The 17,388-nt window shown below is 67.5% G+C and carries 19 protein-coding genes; 8 read left to right on the top strand and 11 right to left on the bottom strand.

The genetic code is table 11. The features are described from left to right. Positions 1-68 precede the first annotated feature (68 nt). Positions 69-512 (top strand): methylaspartate mutase subunit S, encoded by a 444-nt coding sequence (glmS, locus tag IT40_RS06935; protein ID WP_275600391.1) that lies wholly within the window; start codon positions 69-71, stop codon positions 510-512. Between the two features lie 24 nt (positions 513-536). Here glmS and IT40_RS06940 read toward each other — a convergent pair whose 3' ends face one another. From IT40_RS06940 to uvrA, 4 genes are all read right to left on the bottom strand, one after another. Beyond that, on the bottom strand, positions 537-1,010 hold the full coding sequence (locus IT40_RS06940) for a LysR substrate-binding domain-containing protein (protein WP_052095770.1): 474 nt from the start codon (positions 1,008-1,010) through the stop codon (positions 537-539). 211 nt (positions 1,011-1,221) lie between these two features. Next, the gene (locus IT40_RS06945; protein WP_084196886.1) at positions 1,222-1,806 is read right to left on the bottom strand and encodes a hypothetical protein; all 585 of its coding nucleotides are present in this window, start codon (positions 1,804-1,806) and stop codon (positions 1,222-1,224) included. A 99-nt stretch (positions 1,807-1,905) separates the two neighbouring features. After that, on the bottom strand, positions 1,906-3,066 hold the full coding sequence (locus IT40_RS06950) for a Hint domain-containing protein (protein WP_243700149.1): 1,161 nt from the start codon (positions 3,064-3,066) through the stop codon (positions 1,906-1,908). A gap of 387 nt (positions 3,067-3,453) precedes the next feature. Then, positions 3,454-6,312, bottom strand: a complete 2,859-nt coding sequence (gene uvrA / locus IT40_RS06955) for an excinuclease ABC subunit UvrA (protein ID WP_036752281.1) — start codon at positions 6,310-6,312, stop codon at positions 3,454-3,456. 159 nt (positions 6,313-6,471) lie between these two features. Here uvrA and IT40_RS06960 point away from each other — a divergent pair, with 159 nt between their 5' ends. Further along, positions 6,472-6,825, top strand: a complete 354-nt coding sequence (locus IT40_RS06960) for a GFA family protein (protein ID WP_036752283.1) — start codon at positions 6,472-6,474, stop codon at positions 6,823-6,825. On the opposite strand, the gene moaA is transcribed toward IT40_RS06960, so the two are convergent. Next, positions 6,822-7,868, bottom strand: a complete 1,047-nt coding sequence (gene moaA / locus IT40_RS06965) for a GTP 3',8-cyclase MoaA (RefSeq protein ID WP_052095771.1) — start codon at positions 7,866-7,868, stop codon at positions 6,822-6,824. The two genes, IT40_RS06960 and moaA, sit on opposite strands and share 4 nt — an antisense overlap. A 124-nt stretch (positions 7,869-7,992) precedes the next feature. Between moaA and IT40_RS06970 the strand changes: the two genes are divergently transcribed. After that, positions 7,993-8,502, top strand: coding sequence for a hypothetical protein (locus IT40_RS06970; RefSeq protein WP_036752421.1), 510 nt, complete (start codon positions 7,993-7,995; stop codon positions 8,500-8,502). Here IT40_RS06970 and IT40_RS06975 read toward each other — a convergent pair. Further along, entirely contained in the window at positions 8,490-9,209 is a 720-nt protein-coding gene (locus tag IT40_RS06975) for a DNA alkylation repair protein (RefSeq protein WP_036752287.1), read from the bottom strand. The two genes, IT40_RS06970 and IT40_RS06975, sit on opposite strands and share 13 nt — an antisense overlap. Before the next feature lie 280 nt (positions 9,210-9,489). Here IT40_RS06975 and IT40_RS06980 point away from each other — a divergent pair, with 280 nt between their 5' ends. After that, positions 9,490-10,962 (top strand): NAD-dependent succinate-semialdehyde dehydrogenase, encoded by a 1,473-nt coding sequence (locus IT40_RS06980; protein WP_036752289.1) that lies wholly within the window; start codon positions 9,490-9,492, stop codon positions 10,960-10,962. Between the two features lie 44 nt (positions 10,963-11,006). On the opposite strand, the gene IT40_RS06985 is transcribed toward IT40_RS06980, so the two are convergent. Next, positions 11,007-11,753, bottom strand: a complete 747-nt coding sequence (locus IT40_RS06985; RefSeq protein WP_036752291.1) for a DUF1013 domain-containing protein — start codon at positions 11,751-11,753, stop codon at positions 11,007-11,009. 161 nt (positions 11,754-11,914) lie between these two features. On the opposite strand from IT40_RS06985, the gene IT40_RS06990 reads away from it, so the two are divergent. Beyond that, positions 11,915-12,535, top strand: coding sequence for a ribonuclease T2 family protein (locus IT40_RS06990; RefSeq protein ID WP_036752293.1), 621 nt, complete (start codon positions 11,915-11,917; stop codon positions 12,533-12,535). Positions 12,536-12,768: 233 nt separating this feature from the next. Here IT40_RS06990 and IT40_RS06995 read toward each other — a convergent pair whose 3' ends face one another. Together IT40_RS06995 and IT40_RS07000 are read right to left on the bottom strand one after the other, a co-directional pair. Further along, positions 12,769-13,746, bottom strand: a complete 978-nt coding sequence (locus IT40_RS06995; protein WP_036752294.1) for an NAD(P)H-quinone oxidoreductase — start codon at positions 13,744-13,746, stop codon at positions 12,769-12,771. A gap of 11 nt (positions 13,747-13,757) precedes the next feature. Beyond that, entirely contained in the window at positions 13,758-14,444 is a 687-nt protein-coding gene (locus tag IT40_RS07000) for a COQ9 family protein (RefSeq protein WP_036752297.1), read from the bottom strand. A 125-nt stretch (positions 14,445-14,569) separates the two neighbouring features. On the opposite strand from IT40_RS07000, the gene rpsU reads away from it, so the two are divergent. Further along, positions 14,570-14,776, top strand: coding sequence for a 30S ribosomal protein S21 (gene rpsU, locus IT40_RS07005; protein WP_011748553.1), 207 nt, complete (start codon positions 14,570-14,572; stop codon positions 14,774-14,776). Between the two features lie 71 nt (positions 14,777-14,847). Here rpsU and IT40_RS07010 read toward each other — a convergent pair whose 3' ends face one another. Both IT40_RS07010 and mscL read right to left on the bottom strand, forming a co-directional pair. Next, entirely contained in the window at positions 14,848-15,306 is a 459-nt protein-coding gene (locus tag IT40_RS07010) for an Lrp/AsnC family transcriptional regulator (RefSeq protein ID WP_175562323.1), read from the bottom strand. 157 nt (positions 15,307-15,463) lie between these two features. Beyond that, entirely contained in the window at positions 15,464-15,901 is a 438-nt protein-coding gene (mscL, locus tag IT40_RS07015) for a large conductance mechanosensitive channel protein MscL (protein ID WP_036752300.1), read from the bottom strand. Positions 15,902-15,998: 97 nt separating this feature from the next. On the opposite strand from mscL, the gene IT40_RS07020 reads away from it, so the two are divergent. Continuing rightward, positions 15,999-16,700 (top strand): glutathione S-transferase C-terminal domain-containing protein, encoded by a 702-nt coding sequence (locus tag IT40_RS07020; protein ID WP_036752303.1) that lies wholly within the window; start codon positions 15,999-16,001, stop codon positions 16,698-16,700. Positions 16,701-16,772: 72 nt separating this feature from the next. Continuing rightward, positions 16,773-17,375, top strand: coding sequence for a sulfotransferase family 2 domain-containing protein (locus IT40_RS07025; protein ID WP_036752306.1), 603 nt, complete (start codon positions 16,773-16,775; stop codon positions 17,373-17,375). The last annotated feature ends 13 nt before the right edge of the window (positions 17,376-17,388 follow it).

The following is a 17,388-nucleotide window of genomic DNA, read 5'->3' on the forward strand; positions in this document are numbered from 1 at the left end:
GCAGGTTCATTGCGAAGGAGAGGAACCATGCTGGAGGCGGTCTCGGAATACCGGGTCATCCTGGGGTCATCGGCGCCGATTGCCACGCGGTCGACAACAAGATCATCGCGGCGGTGCTGGGCCGAAACGGCATCGAGGTGGTGAACCTGGGCGCCATGGTCAGCCAGGACGAGTTCATCCAGGCCGCCATCGAGGAAAAGGCCGACGCCATCCTGGTCTCGTCGATCTATGGCCATGGCGAGATCGACTGCCAGGGCCTGCGCGCCCGCTGCGCGGAGCGCGGGCTGGGCGAGATCCTGCTTTACGTCGGCGGCAACCTGGTGATCGGCAAGCGCGCCTTCGCCGAGGTCGAGCAGCGCTTCCTCGAGATGGGCTATGACCGGGTCTTCCCGCCGACCGTGCGGCTCGAGGACGTGGTGGACCTGCTGAGGACCGACATCCGCATCCGCCGCCCGCGGGCCTATGGTCACAACTCGGCCGCTTTCGGCATCACCGAACGCCTGTCCGCCTGACCAAGCCCATGTCCGAAACTCGGGCTAGGCGCGGCCGGCATCGCTTTTGGCCGCCAACTCCTCCGTTATCGCCGCTGCGACGCAGTCGCGCACCCGCCTGACCCGCTGGAGAGCGCCGGACTGGCCATGGGTCAGCAGCCAGAGTTCGGACTCCGGGCGGAACACGCACGGCAATGCCGGCACCAAACCGGCGCGGCGGGCGGCGAAGTCGGGCAGCACCGCCCAGCCGGCGCCCTTGCGCACCGCCTGGAACTGGGCGGCGAAGGGGGCCAGCCGCAAGCATGGGCGAAGCCCCGGACAATAGCTCTCCAACCAGTTCGCCATGGCCAGATAGGCCAGATCCTCGGTCCAGCCGATGACCGGGTGCCGGTGCAGATCCTCGGGCCTCTCGGGGGCGCCGTGCCGCCGCACATGGTCCGGCGCGGCATAAAGCCCGAAGCGGATCGCACCCAGCCTTCTCAGGCGATAGTTGCCCTGGCCCTCGATCGCGCATTGCACGGCGGATCGGGCGGAATACGAGGCGGCGGCCGGGCGGCTGTTCGCGGCCCTGCAGGAGGGGCATCCCCGGGCCGCGGAGCCCCGGACCTATCGGCTGGCGCAAGCCGCCCTGGCCCAGGCCGATGCCGAGGCCCGCAGGCCCGCAGGACCACAGGACCACAGGACCACAGGACCACAGGATCCGTCGTCCTGATCCCGTGACCCAGGGCCGTCACTGCGGCAGACGCGCCGCCAGCCGCAGCGCATGCGAGGGATCGGTCGCCGCGGGCGGCATCACCGGGTCATAGGCGGCCCGGATCAGCGCCGCCAGCTCCGGCGAGGGCGTGACGTCGCGGGCAAAGCTCAGCATGGCCCGCACGGCGACGGTTTCGGCAAGCTGGCCCGGATGGGCCCCGGCCAGCCGTCCGCCCATGTTCACGAAACCGATGCAGGCGCGGATGGCGCCGTCGGCGTCAAAGCGGAACAGCCGATACTGGTCGGCATCGCTGCCCTGCAACCGCGCCGCCAGACCGGGCTGGCCGGTCAGCCGGTCGAGATCCGGCAGATCCCGCAATTCCTGCCAGCCGCGCAGGAAAAAGGTCATCATGTTCGCCCCCATCTCGGGGTCGGTCTCGGCGATGGGATGGCGGGCATGGGCCAGGACGGCGCGGGTGGCGTCGCGAAACACCGCCAGGCTTTCATCGGCCAGGCCGAAGATGACCGGCGCCACCGGCCGGCCCCAGCGCGCACAAAGATAGCGCCCGTCGCGGGTGAACAGGCCGGCTATGGTTTCGGGTGTCAGGGCATTCTGCGTCATGGCGCGACCTTAGCCCGCGCCAGGGGCGGAAGAAAGCACCCCCGGCGCAAGGCGGGCGATGCAGGCGGGCGGGACGGCCTGCATCGCGGTTTCGCGGCGTCAATGCAGCCCGGCAGCCTCGGCGACCAGCGGGCGGCCGTTGCGCAGATGGCGCAGCGCCAGCCTGCGGCCCTGCCGGCCCGAGACGATCTCGCGCGCGGCGACCGGCGGGGCGACCGGCTCGCGCAGGGCGGGGAAAAGCGCAAACAGCTCTTCGCGGGCGCTGCGGCCGATGGCTTTCAGCGCCTGCGCGCCGGGGTAAAGCGATTCCGCCTCGGCCCCGTTGGCAAAGACGACCTCGTGCCGGTCGAAGGCGAAGTGGAAATATTCCACCACCTCCAGATCCTGGGCGATGTCCACCCCGTCCAGCATCAGCAGCTGCTTGGCCGCGACCAGCACTTCGGCACAGCCGAACAGCCGCATCGCCACCCTGGAGCGCACCAGGATGCGATGCTGCGGCGAGACCAGCAGGTCGGCCGAAGGCACGCCCTGCCCCAACGCCCCGGCGCGGATACGAATCGGGCGCAGCTTGGGCGTGGCCGCCAGTTCCCGGCCCAGCCGGCGCGAGGCGATCCAGCGCAGCGGTTTCAGCCCGTTGTCCAGCGTCCGCACCAGGTCGCCGATGCGCAGGCTTTCGACCGGCCGCAGCCCCCCGGCGCATTCGATCAGCGTGCCGCGGGTGAAGCAGACGATCTCGGCCTCGAAGATCTCGGCGCTGAAGCCGATGGTGGCGACGCCCGTGTCGCCCGACAAGCGGGTCACGCCCAAGATCTCGATCTTGGAGATGCGGGCATGGGCGCTCCAGGCAGCCGCCGTGTCCGTCGATGGACGGACGAACAGATCGCCATTGCTCATCTGCATGAGGATGCCGTTCAGTTCCACCACGCTGGCACCGCCATCCTCATCATGCACGGTAACAGCAAAGCGAGCGCTGAGAAAGGTGTTGAGGGTGACGGCGCTTTGCGGGCTGCCATCCGGGTCGGTATAGGAAAACCGGCTGGCAGGTTGCAGAAAACCCGACTGATAGCTGGTTCTGAAGGTTCTGTTGCCGCCTGAGCCGAAGTAATCGCCGGTCAAGGCGAGGGGCGCGATTTCCTCGCGGCCCTCGACCTCCCAGCCGACGATCGCATTGGCCTGGTCCTGGTTGATGTTGCTGGAGGGGGTGGGATCGAGCAGGGACCGGTTGCCGATCCACATGAGGTTAACAGTCGTAACAGGCAATTCGCGCTCCTTTTGCGTTCGTTACCGGGTTCATCCGGTGCGCTGCGCCGGATGAAAACACTGGAGAAACCCTGCATCCGCCCCGCTTGATCGAAATCAAGCCTAAAGACAGATGCAGGCAAAATAGAGATAACGCGAAAATCGAACGCCTGACCAGATCGAAAAAGCGGCAGCAGCCAGGGGAACGCATTTTGCCCGGCCGGGCCGGCCGGCGATCATCGCCGCAAGGCGGCGTGCCGGCCGACGGCAGGGGGGCAGGATCGTGCCATATTCGGTCAAGCCGCACCGGGTCGCGCCGAGGTCGCATAGCCCCTTTGGCCGCGGCCCGCGCCGCCAGCCGGTGTCGAGCCCGCAGATACGATGTAGCCCCTTGGCCTGCGGCCGCGCCTATTCCGCGGCGCGGCTGCGCGCCGCAGCCAGCATGGGCGCCAGATAGCGGCCGGTATGGCTGGCCTCGACCTCGGCCACGGCCTCGGGCGTGCCGGTGGCGACGATGCGGCCGCCGCCGTCGCCGCCCTCGGGGCCGATGTCGATGATCCAGTCGGCGGTCTTGATGACGTCCAGGTTATGTTCGATCACCACCACCGTATTGCCCTGCTCGACCAGGGAATGCAGCACTTCCAGCAGCTTGCGCACATCCTCGAAATGCAGCCCCGTGGTCGGCTCGTCCAGGATATACAGTGTCTTGCCGGTGGCGCGGCGCGACAGTTCCTTGGACAGCTTGACCCGCTGCGCCTCGCCGCCCGACAGCGTCGTGGCCTGCTGGCCGACCTTGATATAGCCCAGGCCAACCTCGACCAGCGCGTCCATCTTTTCGCGAATCGAGGGCACGGCCTTGAAGAATTCCTGCGCATCCTCGACCGTCATGTCCAGCACGTCGGCGATGGACTTGCCCTTGAAGGTCACTTCCAGCGTCTCGCGGTTGTAGCGCTTGCCCTTGCAGGTTTCGCAGGTGACATAGACGTCGGGCAGGAAATGCATCTCGATCTTGATGACGCCGTCGCCCTGGCAGGCCTCGCAGCGGCCGCCCTTGACGTTGAAGCTGAAGCGGCCGGGCTTGTAGCCGCGCGCCTTGGCCTCGGGCAGGCCGGCGAACCAGTCGCGGATCGGGGTGAAGGCGCCGGTATAGGTCGCCGGGTTCGACCGCGGCGTGCGCCCGATGGGGCGCTGGTCGATGTCGATCACCTTGTCCAGATGCTCGAGCCCCTTGATGGTCTCGCAGGGGGCCGGGGTCTGGCGCGCGCCGTTCAGCCGCAGGCTGGCGGTCTTGAACAGGGTCTCGATGGTCAGGGTGGACTTGCCGCCGCCCGAGACGCCGGTGACGCAGACGAACTTGCCCAGGGGGAACTCGGCGGTGACGTTCTTGAGGTTGTTGCCGGTGGCGCCGACCACCTTGATCGCCTTGCCATTGCCCTTGCGGCGTTCCGACGGCACAGCGATCTCGCGCGCGCCGGACAGGTATTGCCCGGTCAGGCTGCAGGGATCGGCGGCGATCTCGGCCGGGGTGCCGCGGGCGACCACCTGGCCGCCATGCACCCCCGCGCCCGGCCCCATGTCGAAGACATAGTCGGCATGGCGGATCGCATCCTCGTCATGTTCGACCACCACCACCGAATTGCCCTGGTCGCGCAGCCCCTTGAGCGTCGAGAGCAGCCGGTCGTTGTCACGCTGGTGCAAGCCGATGCTGGGCTCGTCCAGCACGTAAAGCACCCCGGTCAGGCCCGAGCCGATCTGGCTGGCCAGGCGGATGCGCTGGCTTTCGCCGCCCGACAGCGTGCCGGCCGCGCGCGACAGCGTCAGGTAATCCAGGCCGACATTGACCAGGAAACCCAGCCGCTCGCGGATTTCCTTGAGGATGGCGGCGGCGATCTCGTTCTTCTGCTTCGTCAGGTGTTTGGGCGCCGCCTCGATCCAGGCCAGCGCCTCGCGGATCGACAGTTCGGTGACATTGCCGATATGGCTGCCGGCGATCCTGACCGCCAGCGCCTCGGGCTTCAGCCGATAGCCGTCGCAGGCGCCGCAGGGGCGGTTGTTCTGGTATTTCTCGAACTCCTCGCGCACCCAGGCGCTGTCGCTTTCGCGCAGCCGCCGCTCCATGTTGGGGATCACGCCCTCGAACTGGCGCGTCACCTCGTAGATGCGGCCGGCATCGTCGAAGCGGAACGGGATCTCGTCCTGCCCCGAGCCGCGCAGGAACATCTGGCGCACCGATTCCGGCAGATCCTTCCAGGGGGTCTTCTTGTCGAAGCCGTAATGCCGGGCCAGCGCGTTGACGGTCTGGGTCAGATAGGCCGATTTCGACTTGGCCCAGGGCGCGATGGCCCCCTGCGCCACCGACAGCGCCGAATCGGGCACGATCAGCCGCTCGTCGAAGAACAGCTCGACCCCCAGCCCGTCGCAGACCGGGCAGGCGCCGAAGGGCGCGTTGAAGGAAAACAGCCGCGGCTCGATCTCGGGGATGGTGAAGCCGCTGACCGGGCAGGCGAAATTCTCGGAGAAGGTGATGCGCTCGGGCTCGCCTTCGGACGGCGCGGTCTCCAGCACGGCGATGCCGTCGGCCAGGTCCAGCGCGGTGCGGAAACTGTCGGCCAGCCGCGTCTCCATGCCTTCGCGCACGACGATGCGGTCCACCACCACGTCGATATTGTGGCGAAACTTCTTGTCCAAGGTCGGCGGCTCGTCCAGCTCGTGGAACTGGCCGTTCACCTTGACGCGCTGGAAGCCCTGCTTGCGCAGTTCCAGGAATTCCTTGCGATATTCGCCCTTGCGGTCGCGGACGATGGGCGCCAGCAGATAGGCGCGCGTGCCCTCGGGCAGTTCCATCACCCGGTCCACCATGTCCTGGACCTGCTGCGCCTCGATCGGCAGGCCGGTCGCCGGGGAATAGGGCGTCCCGGCGCGGGCAAAGAGCAGCCGCAGGTAGTCGTAGATTTCCGTCACCGTGCCGACGGTCGAGCGCGGGTTCTTGCTGGTCGTCTTCTGTTCGATCGAGATCGCCGGCGACAGGCCCGAGATATGGTCCACGTCCGGCTTGCCCATCATGTCCAGGAACTGCCGGGCATAGGCCGACAGGCTTTCGACATAGCGCCGCTGCCCCTCGGCATAGATGGTGTCGAAGGCAAGGCTGGACTTGCCCGAACCCGACAGCCCGGTGATGACCACCAGCTGGTCGCGCGGAATGTCCATGTCCACGTTCTTCAGATTATGCTCGCGCGCGCCGCGAACCTCGATGAACTTCTGTTCCATCGCGCCAGTCCTGATCACGTCCTGATTCCGCCAAGCGCATGAGATAGGCATCCGCAGCGAAATGGCAACCCGAAACGGAACAACTCGGGAACATTTCCGCTTGCGATGCCCGCCGCCCTGCCCCACCATGCACCCGAGTCGCAAAACGGGAGGCAAACCATGACCCGACAGCACTACCAAGGCAGCTGCCAATGCGGCAGCATCGCCTATGAGGTGGATGCCGATCTGGACCAGACCTTCACCTGCAACTGCTCGCGCTGCCAGCGGCTGGGCTTCGTGCTGACCTTCGTGCCCAGGGCGGATTTCCGCCTGACCAGCGACGGGCCGGTGACGGAATACCTGTTCAACCGCAAGCAGATCCATCACCGCTTCTGCCCGACCTGCGGCGTCGAATCCTATGCCTTCGGCACGGGACCGGACGGGGCCGAGATGGTGGCGGTGAACGTGAACTGCCTCGCGGGGGTCAACCCGCGCGCACTGGCCAGCCAGGCGGTGGACGGCGCCAGCTACTAGCCGCCGGTATGGCTCATGAAGCGGCTGACCTGCCCGGCGACATGCCGGCGGGAATAGTCGAAGTCATGGCCCTTGGGCTTGCGGGCGATGGCCTCGCGGATGGCATCGCGCAGCGGGGCGTCGTCCTGGCTGGCGCGCAGCGGCGCGCGCAGGTCGGCGCGATCCTCCTGCCCCAGGCACATGAACAGCTCGCCCGTGCAGGTGATGCGGACGCGGTTGCAGCTTTCGCAGAAATTATGCGTCAGCGGCGTGATGAAGCCGATCTTCTGCCCGGTCTCCTCAAGGCGGACATAGCGCGCCGGCCCGCCGGTGCGCTCGGCTAGCGGCGTGAGGGTGAAGCGCTCGCCCAGGCGCGCGCGCAGGTCGGACAGCGCCCAATACTGGTCCAGCCGCTCTTCCTCGCCCATCTCGCCCATGGGCATGACCTCGATGAAGGTCAGGTCGTGGCCCTGGTCCGCGCACCAGTCGGCCAGGCGAAACAGCTCGTCCTCGTTGAAACCCTTCAGCGCGACGGTGTTGATCTTGACCCGCATGCCGGCCGCCTTCGCCGCCTCGATCCCCTGCAGCACCTGCGGCAATCTGCCCCAGCGGGTGATGCGGGCGAAACGGTCGGGATCGAGCGTATCCAGCGAGACATTGACCCGCCGCACGCCGCAATCGGCCAGTTCGTCGGCGAATCGCGCCAGCTGGCTGCCGTTGGTGGTCAGCGTCAATTCGTCCAGCCCACCATTCGGACCGGCGCCCAGATGGCGCGACATGGCGCGGAAGAATTCCATGATGTTGCGCCGCACCAGCGGTTCGCCGCCGGTGACGCGCAGCTTGCGCACGCCCAGGCCCACGAAGGCGGAACACAGCCGGTCCAGCTCTTCCAGCGTCAGCAGGTCGCGCTTGGGCAGGAACTGCATGTGCTCGGCCATGCAATAGGTGCAGCGGAAATCGCAACGGTCCGTCACCGACACCCGAAGGTAGGTGATCGGCCTGGCAAAGGGGTCTATCAGCGGGGCCTGGACATCCATGGCGCAAAGATAAGCACGGGCCGGCATCGGCACAAGCCGGCCGATCCGTTGATGGTCTCGTAACCATGAATGGAAGCTCGGCTGGACAGCAGGGGCCGGCCGGGTCTAGCCTCGCCCCGACCTGAAAAGGATGAAGGACAAGCGCATGCCGATGACCAAGCCGATCCTGCGCCTGCTGGGCGCGCTGGCGCTGCTGGCACTGGCCGCCTGCACCCCTGCAACGCAGACCACCCCCCGCACGCCCGGCACCACCGCCGGCAGCGGCGGCGCGACGGCCGGCACCGGAACCGCGGCGGGCTCGGTGCTGACCGCGGCCGCGCGCCCCTCGCCCGCGGCGCGCACGGCGGCGCAGTTCGACACCACCACCCGCGAGCAGAAGGCCGCCGCCGCCGCCCCGCCCGCCACGGGCGAGCGTCGGATCGGCACCACCATCGCCTCGCTGGGCGATCCCTCGCAGCCCGGCTTCTGGATCAAGACCCCGCTGGTGAAATCCGAAGCCGACGGCCGCATCGTGAACCCGGCGAACGGCAAATCCGCCAAGGTGCGGCTGATCCCTCTGGACGGCCCGGCCAGCGGCGGCAGCCAGGTCTCGTTGCCGGCATTGCAGCTGATCGGCGTCAGCCTGACCGACCTGCCCACGATCGAGGTCTATGGCAGCTGATCGCCGCCCGGCCGATCCTGCCCCGTCCCGCCGCGGTTTTCCGGCAGCCACCGCCCCGCCTCGCGCCGGGCAAAGGGCTTCAGCCGCGCGCCATGCGCGGCCAGCCAGTCGCGCACGCGGCCGGGGTCGTGCTTGGACAGTTCGCGCAGCCACCAGCCGATGGCTTTTTGCACGAACCACTCCCGGTCGTCGGCCAGCCGGTCCAGCCAGGACAGCACACGCTCGCGCCGCTCCAGGTCCTGCGGCTTGGGATTGCGGATATGCGTCCAGGGCAGCGTGCCGACCAGCGCGGCGCGGCGCACCCAGAAGCCGGGATGGTCCAGCCAGGCCTCGACCTCGTCCAGCCGCTCGGGCCGGGCCAGCAGCCGCCGCTCGCCCGCCTTCATGGCGTGATCGGCAATCGCCCAGCCGTCGAATTGCGGTACCCAGCCGGCGATCAGATCCCAGGCCGCGTCGTCGGGCCGGATCCGCGCCTGGGTCAGCAGCTTGGCCGCCGCGATGCGCGCCTCGTGCAGGTCGCTGTCCCAAAGCCGCCGCGCCAGATCGACCCGCCCCGGCACGTCCAGCCCCGCCCGCCAGCTGCGGGCAAGCGCGTCGATCACCGGAACCGCCACGCCCAGGTATTCGCGCGGCGCCTTGTGATAGGCCGCCATCTCGGCCGCCTTGCCGGGATCGCCCAGCGCCTTCAGCTCATCCAGCTCCCGCATTTCACCGTTTTCCAAATACCCTGAATCCGGCCCATCACCGGGTTTGCCCAGGGAATAATCCCTGCCGCGGCGAAACAGAAGCGACGAAAAAGGGCGGCGCCAGAGAGAGACGCCGCCCAGTCGAATACGCCAAGAGGGAAAACCTGACGATGGCAAGGCAACGCCGCAGCCCGCCATCCGGTTCATCACGATTGCTCGATCCCGGCACGCGGCAGCTGCGGCTTGCGTTGGCCCGGCAAAAGCGCAAGCCTGCACCCGACCCGAACGGAAGGAGCCCGCCATGACCAGACATGCGACCGACCTGAAGATGCTGCTGAAAGACCCCTCGCTCTTGCAGACCCGCGCCTATGTCGCCGGCGAATGGATCGACGCCGATGACGGCAAGACCTTTCCGGTGGTGAACCCGGCGCGCGGCGACGTGATCGCCGAGGTGGCGGACCTGTCCCGCGCCGAGGTGGCCCGCGCCATCGCCGCCGCGGCCGAGGCGATGAAGGGCTGGGCCGCCCGCACCGCCAAGGAACGCGCCCAGATCATGCGCAAATGGTTCGACCTGATGATGGAGAACCAGGACGACCTGGGCAAGATCCTGACCGCCGAACAGGGCAAGCCCCTGCCAGAGGCCAAGGGCGAGATCGCCTATGGCGCCAGCTTCATCGAATGGTTCGGCGAAGAGGCCAAGCGCATCTACGGCGAAACCATCCCCGGCCACCAGCCCGACAAGCGCCTGACGGTGATCCGCCAGCCGATCGGCGTGGTCGGCTCGATCACGCCCTGGAACTTTCCCAATGCGATGATCACCCGCAAATGCGGCCCGGCCATCGCCGCCGGCTGCGGCTTCGTCGGCCGCCCCGCCGCCGAGACGCCGCTCTCGGCCCTGGCGCTCGCCGTGCTCGCGGAACGCGCCGGCCTGCCCAAGGGGCTGTTCAGCATCGTGACCTCGTCGCGCTCCTCCGACATCGGCAAGGAATTCTGCGAGAACCCGCTGATCCGCAAGCTGACCTTCACCGGCTCGACCGAGGTCGGCCGCATCCTGCTGCGCCAGGCCGCGGACCAGGTGCTGAAATGCTCGATGGAACTCGGCGGCAACGCGCCCTTCATCGTCTTCGACGACGCCGACCTGGATGCGGCGGTGGAAGGCGCCATGGCCTCGAAATTCCGCAACAACGGCCAGACCTGCGTCTGCGCCAATCGCATCTATGTGCAGGCCGGCGTCTATGACGAATTCGCCAGGCGGCTGGCGGCGGCGGTCGACAAGCTGCGCGTCGGCGACGGGCTCGAGGAAGGCGTCACCACCGGCCCGCTGATCAACCGGGACGCGGTCGAAAAGGTCCAGGAGCATATCCAGGACGCGGTCGAGGGCGGCGCCACCGTCGTCACCGGCGGCAAGCCGCGCGAGGGGCTGTTCTTCGACCCGACCGTCGTCACCGGCATCACCGACAGGATGAAGGTGGCAAGCGAGGAAACCTTCGGCCCGCTGGCGCCGCTGTTCCGCTTCGAGACCGAGCAAGAGGCGATCGAGCGCGCCAATGCCACCATCTTCGGCCTCGCCGCCTATTTCTATGCCCGCGACATCGGCCGCATCACCCGCGTGCAGGAGGCGCTGGAATACGGCATCGTCGGGGTGAACACCGGCATCATCTCGACCGAGGTGGCACCCTTCGGCGGCGTCAAGCAATCCGGCCTCGGCCGCGAGGGCTCGCGCCACGGCATCGAGGATTACCTGGAGATGAAATATATCTGCCTGTCGATCTGACCGGCCAGAAAAAACCCCGGAGCCGAGCTCCGGGGTTTGCGGGATCAGTGATCCTCGTCCTCGTCGTCATCTGCATCGGGCAGGTTGAAGAAGCTGTCCGCATCCAGGTTGTCGTCCCGCTCGGGCTTGTCGTCGTCCTTGCTGAGGCTGAAATTCTCCAGCCCGGCGATCGAGCTGGGCAGGCGCGGCTCGTCCGACATGGCAAGCGAGGTCTCGGTCGAAAGCAGCTTGCGACGCTCGTCGTCGGTCATGGCGCCGCCCTCGGCCGCCTTGCGCTTGGCAGCCTTCTGCACGGCGGCGTCCAGCTCGGACTGCCGGCACAGCCCCAGTGCCACGGGGTCGATGGGCTGGATGTTCTGGATGTTCCAATGCGTCCGGTCGCGGATCGAGGCGATGGTCGGCTTGGTGGTGCCCACCAGCTTCGATATCTGCGAATCACCCAGCTCGGGATGGAACTTGACCAGCCACAGGATCGCGGCGGGCCGGTCCTGGCGCTTGGAAAGCGGCGTATAGCGCGGGCCGCGGCGCTTCTCCTCGCCCTCGGCGGCGGGGTTGTGCTTGAGCTTCAGCCGGTGCAGCGGGTTCTTCTGGCCCTTCTCGATCTCGGAGGCGTCGAGCTGGTTCGAGGCGACCGGGTCGAAGCCCTTGACGCCGACCGCCACGTCGCCGTCGGCGATGCCCTGGACCTCAAGCTCGTGCATGCCGCAGAAATCGGCGATCTGCTTGAAGCTCAGCGTCGTGTTGTCGACCAGCCAGACGGCGGTGGCCTTGGCCATCAGCGGCTTGTTCATGACCTTCTCCTTAACAATATCTTTTCCGGCCGGGGAAAACGGCTTTCGGCGGGGTGCCATTCCATTTTCGGGGGATTGACAGGCTATATAGGGCCGGAAGGGGCCAAAATAAAGCCTGAAATTCGTGGCGCGCGGCAAGGACCGGCGCTAGGTTCCCCACCATGAAACCGGCCATCCTGATCGCCTTCCTCCTGCTCGCCCCCGCGGCCCTGGCCCAGGACATCGCGGGACGGTTCGACTATTACGTCCTGTCGCTCAGCTGGTCGCCCAGCTGGTGCCGCGCCGAGCGCGATGCCGAGCAATGCGCGAGCGGACGGAAGCTTGGCTTCGTCGTCCATGGCCTGTGGCCGCAATACGAACGCGGCTGGCCAGAATATTGCCGGACCGAGGCCCGCGACCCCCCGCGCCGCGAAACCCGCGCCATGGCGGATGTGATGGGAACGGGCGGCCTGGCCTGGCATCAATGGAAGAAGCACGGGCGCTGCTCGGGCCTGCCGGCGCGGGACTACTTCGCCCTGACCCGCGAGGCCGCCGCCCGGATCGCCCTGCCCGAAACCCTGCGCCGGCTCGACCGCGACGTCACCCTGCCCGCCCAGGTGATCGAAGACGCCTTCATCGAGGCCAATCCCGGCCTGGCGCGCGACGGCATCACCGTGACCTGCCGCGCCCGCGCCCTGCAAGAGATCCGCATCTGCCTGACCCGCGACCTGCAGCCCCGCGCCTGCGCCGAGGATGCCAGGCGGGATTGCCTGGGCAGCTTCCTGATGCCGGCGCCGCGGTGACGGAACGGCTGCGATGCCTCCGGCGGGGATATTTAGACACGAAAGAAAAGCACACACCCCGCCCGCCGGAGCTGAAGGTCGGGGTGTGGCTTCTTCCGTGACGGCCATCGGCGTCCCCGCCTGTTCCGTGATTCCAAACTGGCAGAAAATCCTTGCGATTCGGTTAACGGCTTCTTTCGTGCTTCAAATATCCCCGCCGGAGGCACCGGGCCGTGCCAAAACCGCCGGAGCGGTCAATCCTCGGCCGAAACCCGCAACAGGATCTTGCCGATATGGCCGCTGCCCTCCATGCGGCGATGCGCCTCGGCCGCCTCGGCGAGCGCGAAGGTGCTGTCGATCAGCGGGCGCACCGCCCCGGCCTCGACCAGTGGCCAGAGCCGTTCCTGCAACGCGCCTGCGATGCGGGCCTTGGCCAGGTCGGATTGCGGGCGCAGGGTCGAACCCGTCACGGACAGCCGCCGGGCCATGATCTGGGCGAAATTGATCTCGGCCTTGGGACCGGCAAGGAAGGCGATCATGGCCAGCCGGCCGTCATCCGCAAGGCACCGGACGTTGCGGGCGATATAGTCGCCCCCGACCATGTCGAGGATCAGATCGGCGCCGCCGGCCTTGCGCAGCACGGCGACGAAATCCTGCTCGCGATAGTTGATCGCGGTGGCGCCCAGCCGCTCGCAGGCCGCGCATTTCTCGGCCGAGCCCGCCGTCGCCCAGACCCGCGCGCCCAGCGCCCTGGCGATCTGGATCGCCATGGTGCCGATGCCCGAGGAGCCGCCATGGACCAGGAAGCGCTCGCCCGGCTGCAGGGCCCCGCGCATGACCACGTTGGACCAGACGGTGAAGGCGGTTTCCGGCAATGCGGCGGCCAGGCGCAGCGACAGGCCCTGCGGAATCGGCAGGGCGTGGTCTGCCGGGCAGGTCGCGTATTGCGCATAGCCGCCGCCCGGCAGCAGGGCGCAGACCCGGTCGCCCGGCCTCCAGCGCGTGACGCCTGGGCCGACGGCCGCCACCTCGCCGGCGCATTCCAGGCCCGGCAGGTCCGAGGCCCCCGGCGGCGGCGCATAGGAGCCGGCGCGTTGCAGCACGTCGGGACGGTTCACCCCCGCCCAGGCGACGCGGATCAGGATCTGGCCATGCCCGGCCACCGGAACCGGCCGCGTCACCGGCCGCAGCACCTCGGCCCCGCCGGGGGATGAAATCTCGATCGCCTGCATCACATCGGGAATCACCCGTCGCCTCCTTCCGTCCGGGCGCGCGGATTTGCGCGCAACGCTCCGGGCAGATTGCGATTTTCCGGCCGCCTGATCCAGCCCGTCGCAAGCCCGGCCAGGGTCGAGACGCCGGGCAGCCCGCCGACCCGTTCCTTGAGGCTTTCGAAGCGCATCACGCCCTCGATGCGGCGGTCCAGGAAGCGGCGCGTCTCCTCGGCCTCGGGCGAATCGTCGCCCAGCCAGTAAAGCACCGTCGCGCCATAGACCGCCGACAGCGTCGCGCGCTTGGAATACCAGTTCACGTCCTCGGAGCGGTCGCCGAGCCCGTCCCAGATCGCATCGGCCGTCTCCCAGACCAAGCGCGCGCCGAGCGCCGCGTTCTGCGGCAGGGCCAGGATCGCCGCCCCCGCCCGCGCAAGCTCGCGGTTGCTCAGCGACAGCCGCTGCATCACCGCCGCCGAGACGCGGTCGCGAAACCGTCCCTCGGGCGGATGCGCGGCCATCCAGTCGCGCAGCGCCTGGTCGCCCCGGCGGTGATAGGCGGCGGCAAGATCCGCGCCGCCGCGCGGCAGATGCACCCGCGCCAGCGCCGGGTTCATGCCGATGTCGCGCGCGCCCTCGGCGATGGCCTTTTCCCCCATGCCCTCGAAGACGACATGGGACAGGGCGGCCTCGATCAGCCGCTCGCGGTCATCCGTCATGGCACTCTCCTTTTTTCTTCCTGCAGCGCGGGTCCAGAAAATCTGGACAAAGCCGATTCGGCTTGCTAGAAGGCCGCGTCCTGCAAATCAGCTCAACTTTAACCTAGGAAGGTGGTGACAACCACATGCAGGTAAGTGTTCGCGACAACAACGTCGAACAGGCGCTTCGTGCTCTGAAGAAAAAACTTCAGCGCGAGGGGGTGTTCCGTGAAATGAAGCTCAAGCAGCATTTCGAGAAACCCTCGGTCAAGAAGGCCCGTGAAAAGGCCGAGGCCGTCCGCCGCGCCCGCAAGCTGGCGCGCAAGAAAGCGCAACGCGAAGGCGCGCTGTAAGACGAGCGACACGTTCGTTTCAGGAAAACCCCCGTGCCATGCGCGGGGGTTTTTCATTCACGCCGGCACATTCACACCGGCAGCGCCGTGGTGAAGGCCACCGTGCGCAGCGAGAACGAGGAATGCATCTGCTGCACCCCCGGCAGCTTGGCCAGCCGCTGGCGGTGGATGCGGGCGAAATCGTCGGTGTCCTGGGCCACCACCTTCAGCAGGTAATCCGCCGAGCCGGCCATCAGGTGGCATTCCAGCACGTCGGGGATGGTGCGCACGGCGCGCTCGAAAGCCTCCAGCAACTCGTCGGCCTGGCCGGACAGCGTGATCTCGACGAAGACCGTGGTCGGGCGTTCGAGCTTGCGCGCGTCGAGCAGCGCGACATAGCCGCGGATCACCCCCGCCTCTTCCAGCCGCTGCACGCGGCGATGGCAAGCGCTGGGGGACAGCCCGACCTCGCCTGCCAGGTCGGCATTGGTCATGCGCCCGTCGCGTTGCAGGACGGAAAGAATGCGGCGATCCGTTGCGTCAAGCTCGATCATCGGGGCGATCCCTGTCTCGCGGCTGCCGGCCGGCGCCGGTTTCTTCGACCATAGCGCCGCCAGAGCCGGGATATAAGCGAAAATCGCCGCCATGGACGACAAGGCGCGACCCCAAAGGGGGGCCGCGCCATTGCCTTCCTGGGTCGCTTTCGCCTCAGGCGCGGCGGGCGCGCAGCTCGTCGCGGATCTCCATCAGCAGTTCCTCTTGCGTCGGGCCGGCGGGGGCGGCCTCTTCGGCCTCCTTCTTGCGGGTGGCGGCGCTTTGCACCCGGTTCACCGCCTTGACCAGCAGGAACACCGCCCAGGCGATGATCAGGAAATTGATGATCGCCGAGAGGAAGGCGCCATAGGCAAAGACCGAGGCGCCCGAATCGCGCGCCACCTGCAGGCTGGTGCCCGGCGGAACCTCGCCCTTCAGCACCAGGTAATGCCCGCTGAAATCCGTGCCGCCGGTCAACAGCCCGATGATCGGGTTGATCAGGTCGGCGACCAGCGAATTCACGATCGCCGTGAAGGCTGCGCCGATGATGATGCCGACGGCAAGGTCGATGACATTGCCGCGGGCGATGAATTCCTTGAACTCCTTGAACATGGGCTTACCTTTCCCAGCCTGTTGCGCGCGTTCCGGCAAAGGCTGCCACATCACGCTAACCCCTTGCAACATGAGACAGGACTCGACAGGAAACGACATGACGGCACTTTCCGAATTTCCGATCACCCGCCGCTGGCCGCCCCGGCGTCCCGACGTGATCCAGCTTTACACGCTGAACACCCCGAACGGCATCAAGACCTCGGTCATGCTGGAGGAATGCGGGCTGGACTATGACGCCCACCGCATCAGCATCGGCGACCCCGAGGACCAGTTCACCCCGGAATTCCTGTCGCTGAACCCCAACAACAAGATCCCGGCGATGATCGACCCGAACGGGCCGGACGGCCAGCCCATCGGGTTGTTCGAGACCGGCGCCATGCTGATCTATCTGGGCGACAAGACCGGGAAATTCCTGCCCGCCTCGGGGGCTGCGCGCTATCACACGATCCAGTGGCTGATGTGGCAGATGGGCGGGGTCGGGCCGATGTTCGGCCAGGTCGGCTATTTCCACCGCTACAAGGGCAGCGAGATCGAGGATCCCCGCCCGCGCACCCGCTATTACAACGAGGCGCGGCGGTTGCTGGGCGTGCTGGACAAGCAGCTTCAGGGGCGGGACTGGATCACCGGCGAATATTCCATCGCCGACATGGCCACCGGCCCCTGGCTGCGCACGGTGCGCGTGAACTACGAGGCCGAGGCCGAAACCGGCATGGACGGGTTCGCCAATGTGCGGGCCTATCTGGACCGCTTCCTTGCCCGCCCCGCCGTGCAGCGCGGCATCGAGGTCGGCGCCGCCTGACCGGCATCGCGGCAGGGCTTGCATCCGATGCGCAATTCATGGACCGTCCGGGAAACTTTCCCGGATGGTTGCATGCCTTTTATCGAGTATAACGGAAAACGTATCCTTTTCATTCACATCCCCAAGACCGGCGGCACGTCGATCGAGAACTGGATGCAGGGCGTCGCGCCGCTGCGCCTGTTCAGCCAGGGCATTCCCGCGGCGATGAAATGCACGCCGCAGCACCTGCGCATGCAGGACATCCGCGCGCTTCTGGGCGAGGGGTATTTCGACCATGTGCTGACGGTGGTGCGCAACCCCTACGACCGGGTCGCCAGCGAATACCGGATGCGGGCGCATCTGGCGAAGGAGAACTTCTTCAAGGGGTTGCCCGTCTTCTCGCTCTGGCTCGAGGACTGGCTGAACCGCCAGAAGCGCGAACCCTTCTGCCTGGACAACCACCTGCGCCCGCAATGGGAGTTCCTGGGCAGCGAGGTCGAGACCTTTCGCTTCGAGGACGGCTTGCAAGCCCCGGTTGCCCGCATGGCGGAATGGCTGGGCGTCGCCCCGCCCGAAAGCCTGACCCATGACCTGCGCCCCGACCCGCTGGAGATCGCCTGGGACCAGGTGGACCGGATCCGGGTGCGCGACCATTACGCCCGCGATTTCGAGACGCTGGGCTATTTCACCGACTGAACCGGGGTATCAG

Origin of the sequence: Paracoccus versutus, from assembly GCF_000763885.1 — a bacterium.
GTDB classification, from domain to species: Bacteria; Pseudomonadota; Alphaproteobacteria; order Rhodobacterales; family Rhodobacteraceae; genus Paracoccus; species Paracoccus versutus.

Excerpts from the sequence above, each read along its gene's own strand:
- IT40_RS06960 (WP_036752283.1), top strand. The coding sequence starts at position 6,472 with ATGACCCGACAGCACTACCAAGGCAGCTGCCAATGCGGCAGCATCGCC.
- IT40_RS06985 (WP_036752291.1), bottom strand. The coding sequence starts at position 11,753 with ATGAACAAGCCGCTGATGGCCAAGGCCACCGCCGTCTGGCTGGTCGAC.
- IT40_RS06945 (WP_084196886.1), bottom strand. The coding sequence starts at position 1,806 with ATGACGCAGAATGCCCTGACACCCGAAACCATAGCCGGCCTGTTCACC.
- IT40_RS06970 (WP_036752421.1), top strand. The coding sequence starts at position 7,993 with ATGACCAAGCCGATCCTGCGCCTGCTGGGCGCGCTGGCGCTGCTGGCA.
- IT40_RS07025 (WP_036752306.1), top strand. The coding sequence starts at position 16,773 with ATGCCTTTTATCGAGTATAACGGAAAACGTATCCTTTTCATTCACATC.
- rpsU (WP_011748553.1), top strand. The coding sequence starts at position 14,570 with ATGCAGGTAAGTGTTCGCGACAACAACGTCGAACAGGCGCTTCGTGCT.
- IT40_RS07020 (WP_036752303.1), top strand. The coding sequence starts at position 15,999 with ATGACGGCACTTTCCGAATTTCCGATCACCCGCCGCTGGCCGCCCCGG.
- IT40_RS06980 (WP_036752289.1), top strand. The coding sequence starts at position 9,490 with ATGACCAGACATGCGACCGACCTGAAGATGCTGCTGAAAGACCCCTCG.
- mscL (WP_036752300.1), bottom strand. The coding sequence starts at position 15,901 with ATGTTCAAGGAGTTCAAGGAATTCATCGCCCGCGGCAATGTCATCGAC.
- moaA (WP_052095771.1), bottom strand. The coding sequence starts at position 7,868 with ATGCCGGCCCGTGCTTATCTTTGCGCCATGGATGTCCAGGCCCCGCTG.
- IT40_RS06995 (WP_036752294.1), bottom strand. The coding sequence starts at position 13,746 with ATGCAGGCGATCGAGATTTCATCCCCCGGCGGGGCCGAGGTGCTGCGG.
- IT40_RS06975 (WP_036752287.1), bottom strand. The coding sequence starts at position 9,209 with ATGCGGGAGCTGGATGAGCTGAAGGCGCTGGGCGATCCCGGCAAGGCG.
- IT40_RS06990 (WP_036752293.1), top strand. The coding sequence starts at position 11,915 with ATGAAACCGGCCATCCTGATCGCCTTCCTCCTGCTCGCCCCCGCGGCC.
- IT40_RS07000 (WP_036752297.1), bottom strand. The coding sequence starts at position 14,444 with ATGACGGATGACCGCGAGCGGCTGATCGAGGCCGCCCTGTCCCATGTC.
- uvrA (WP_036752281.1), bottom strand. The coding sequence starts at position 6,312 with ATGGAACAGAAGTTCATCGAGGTTCGCGGCGCGCGCGAGCATAATCTG.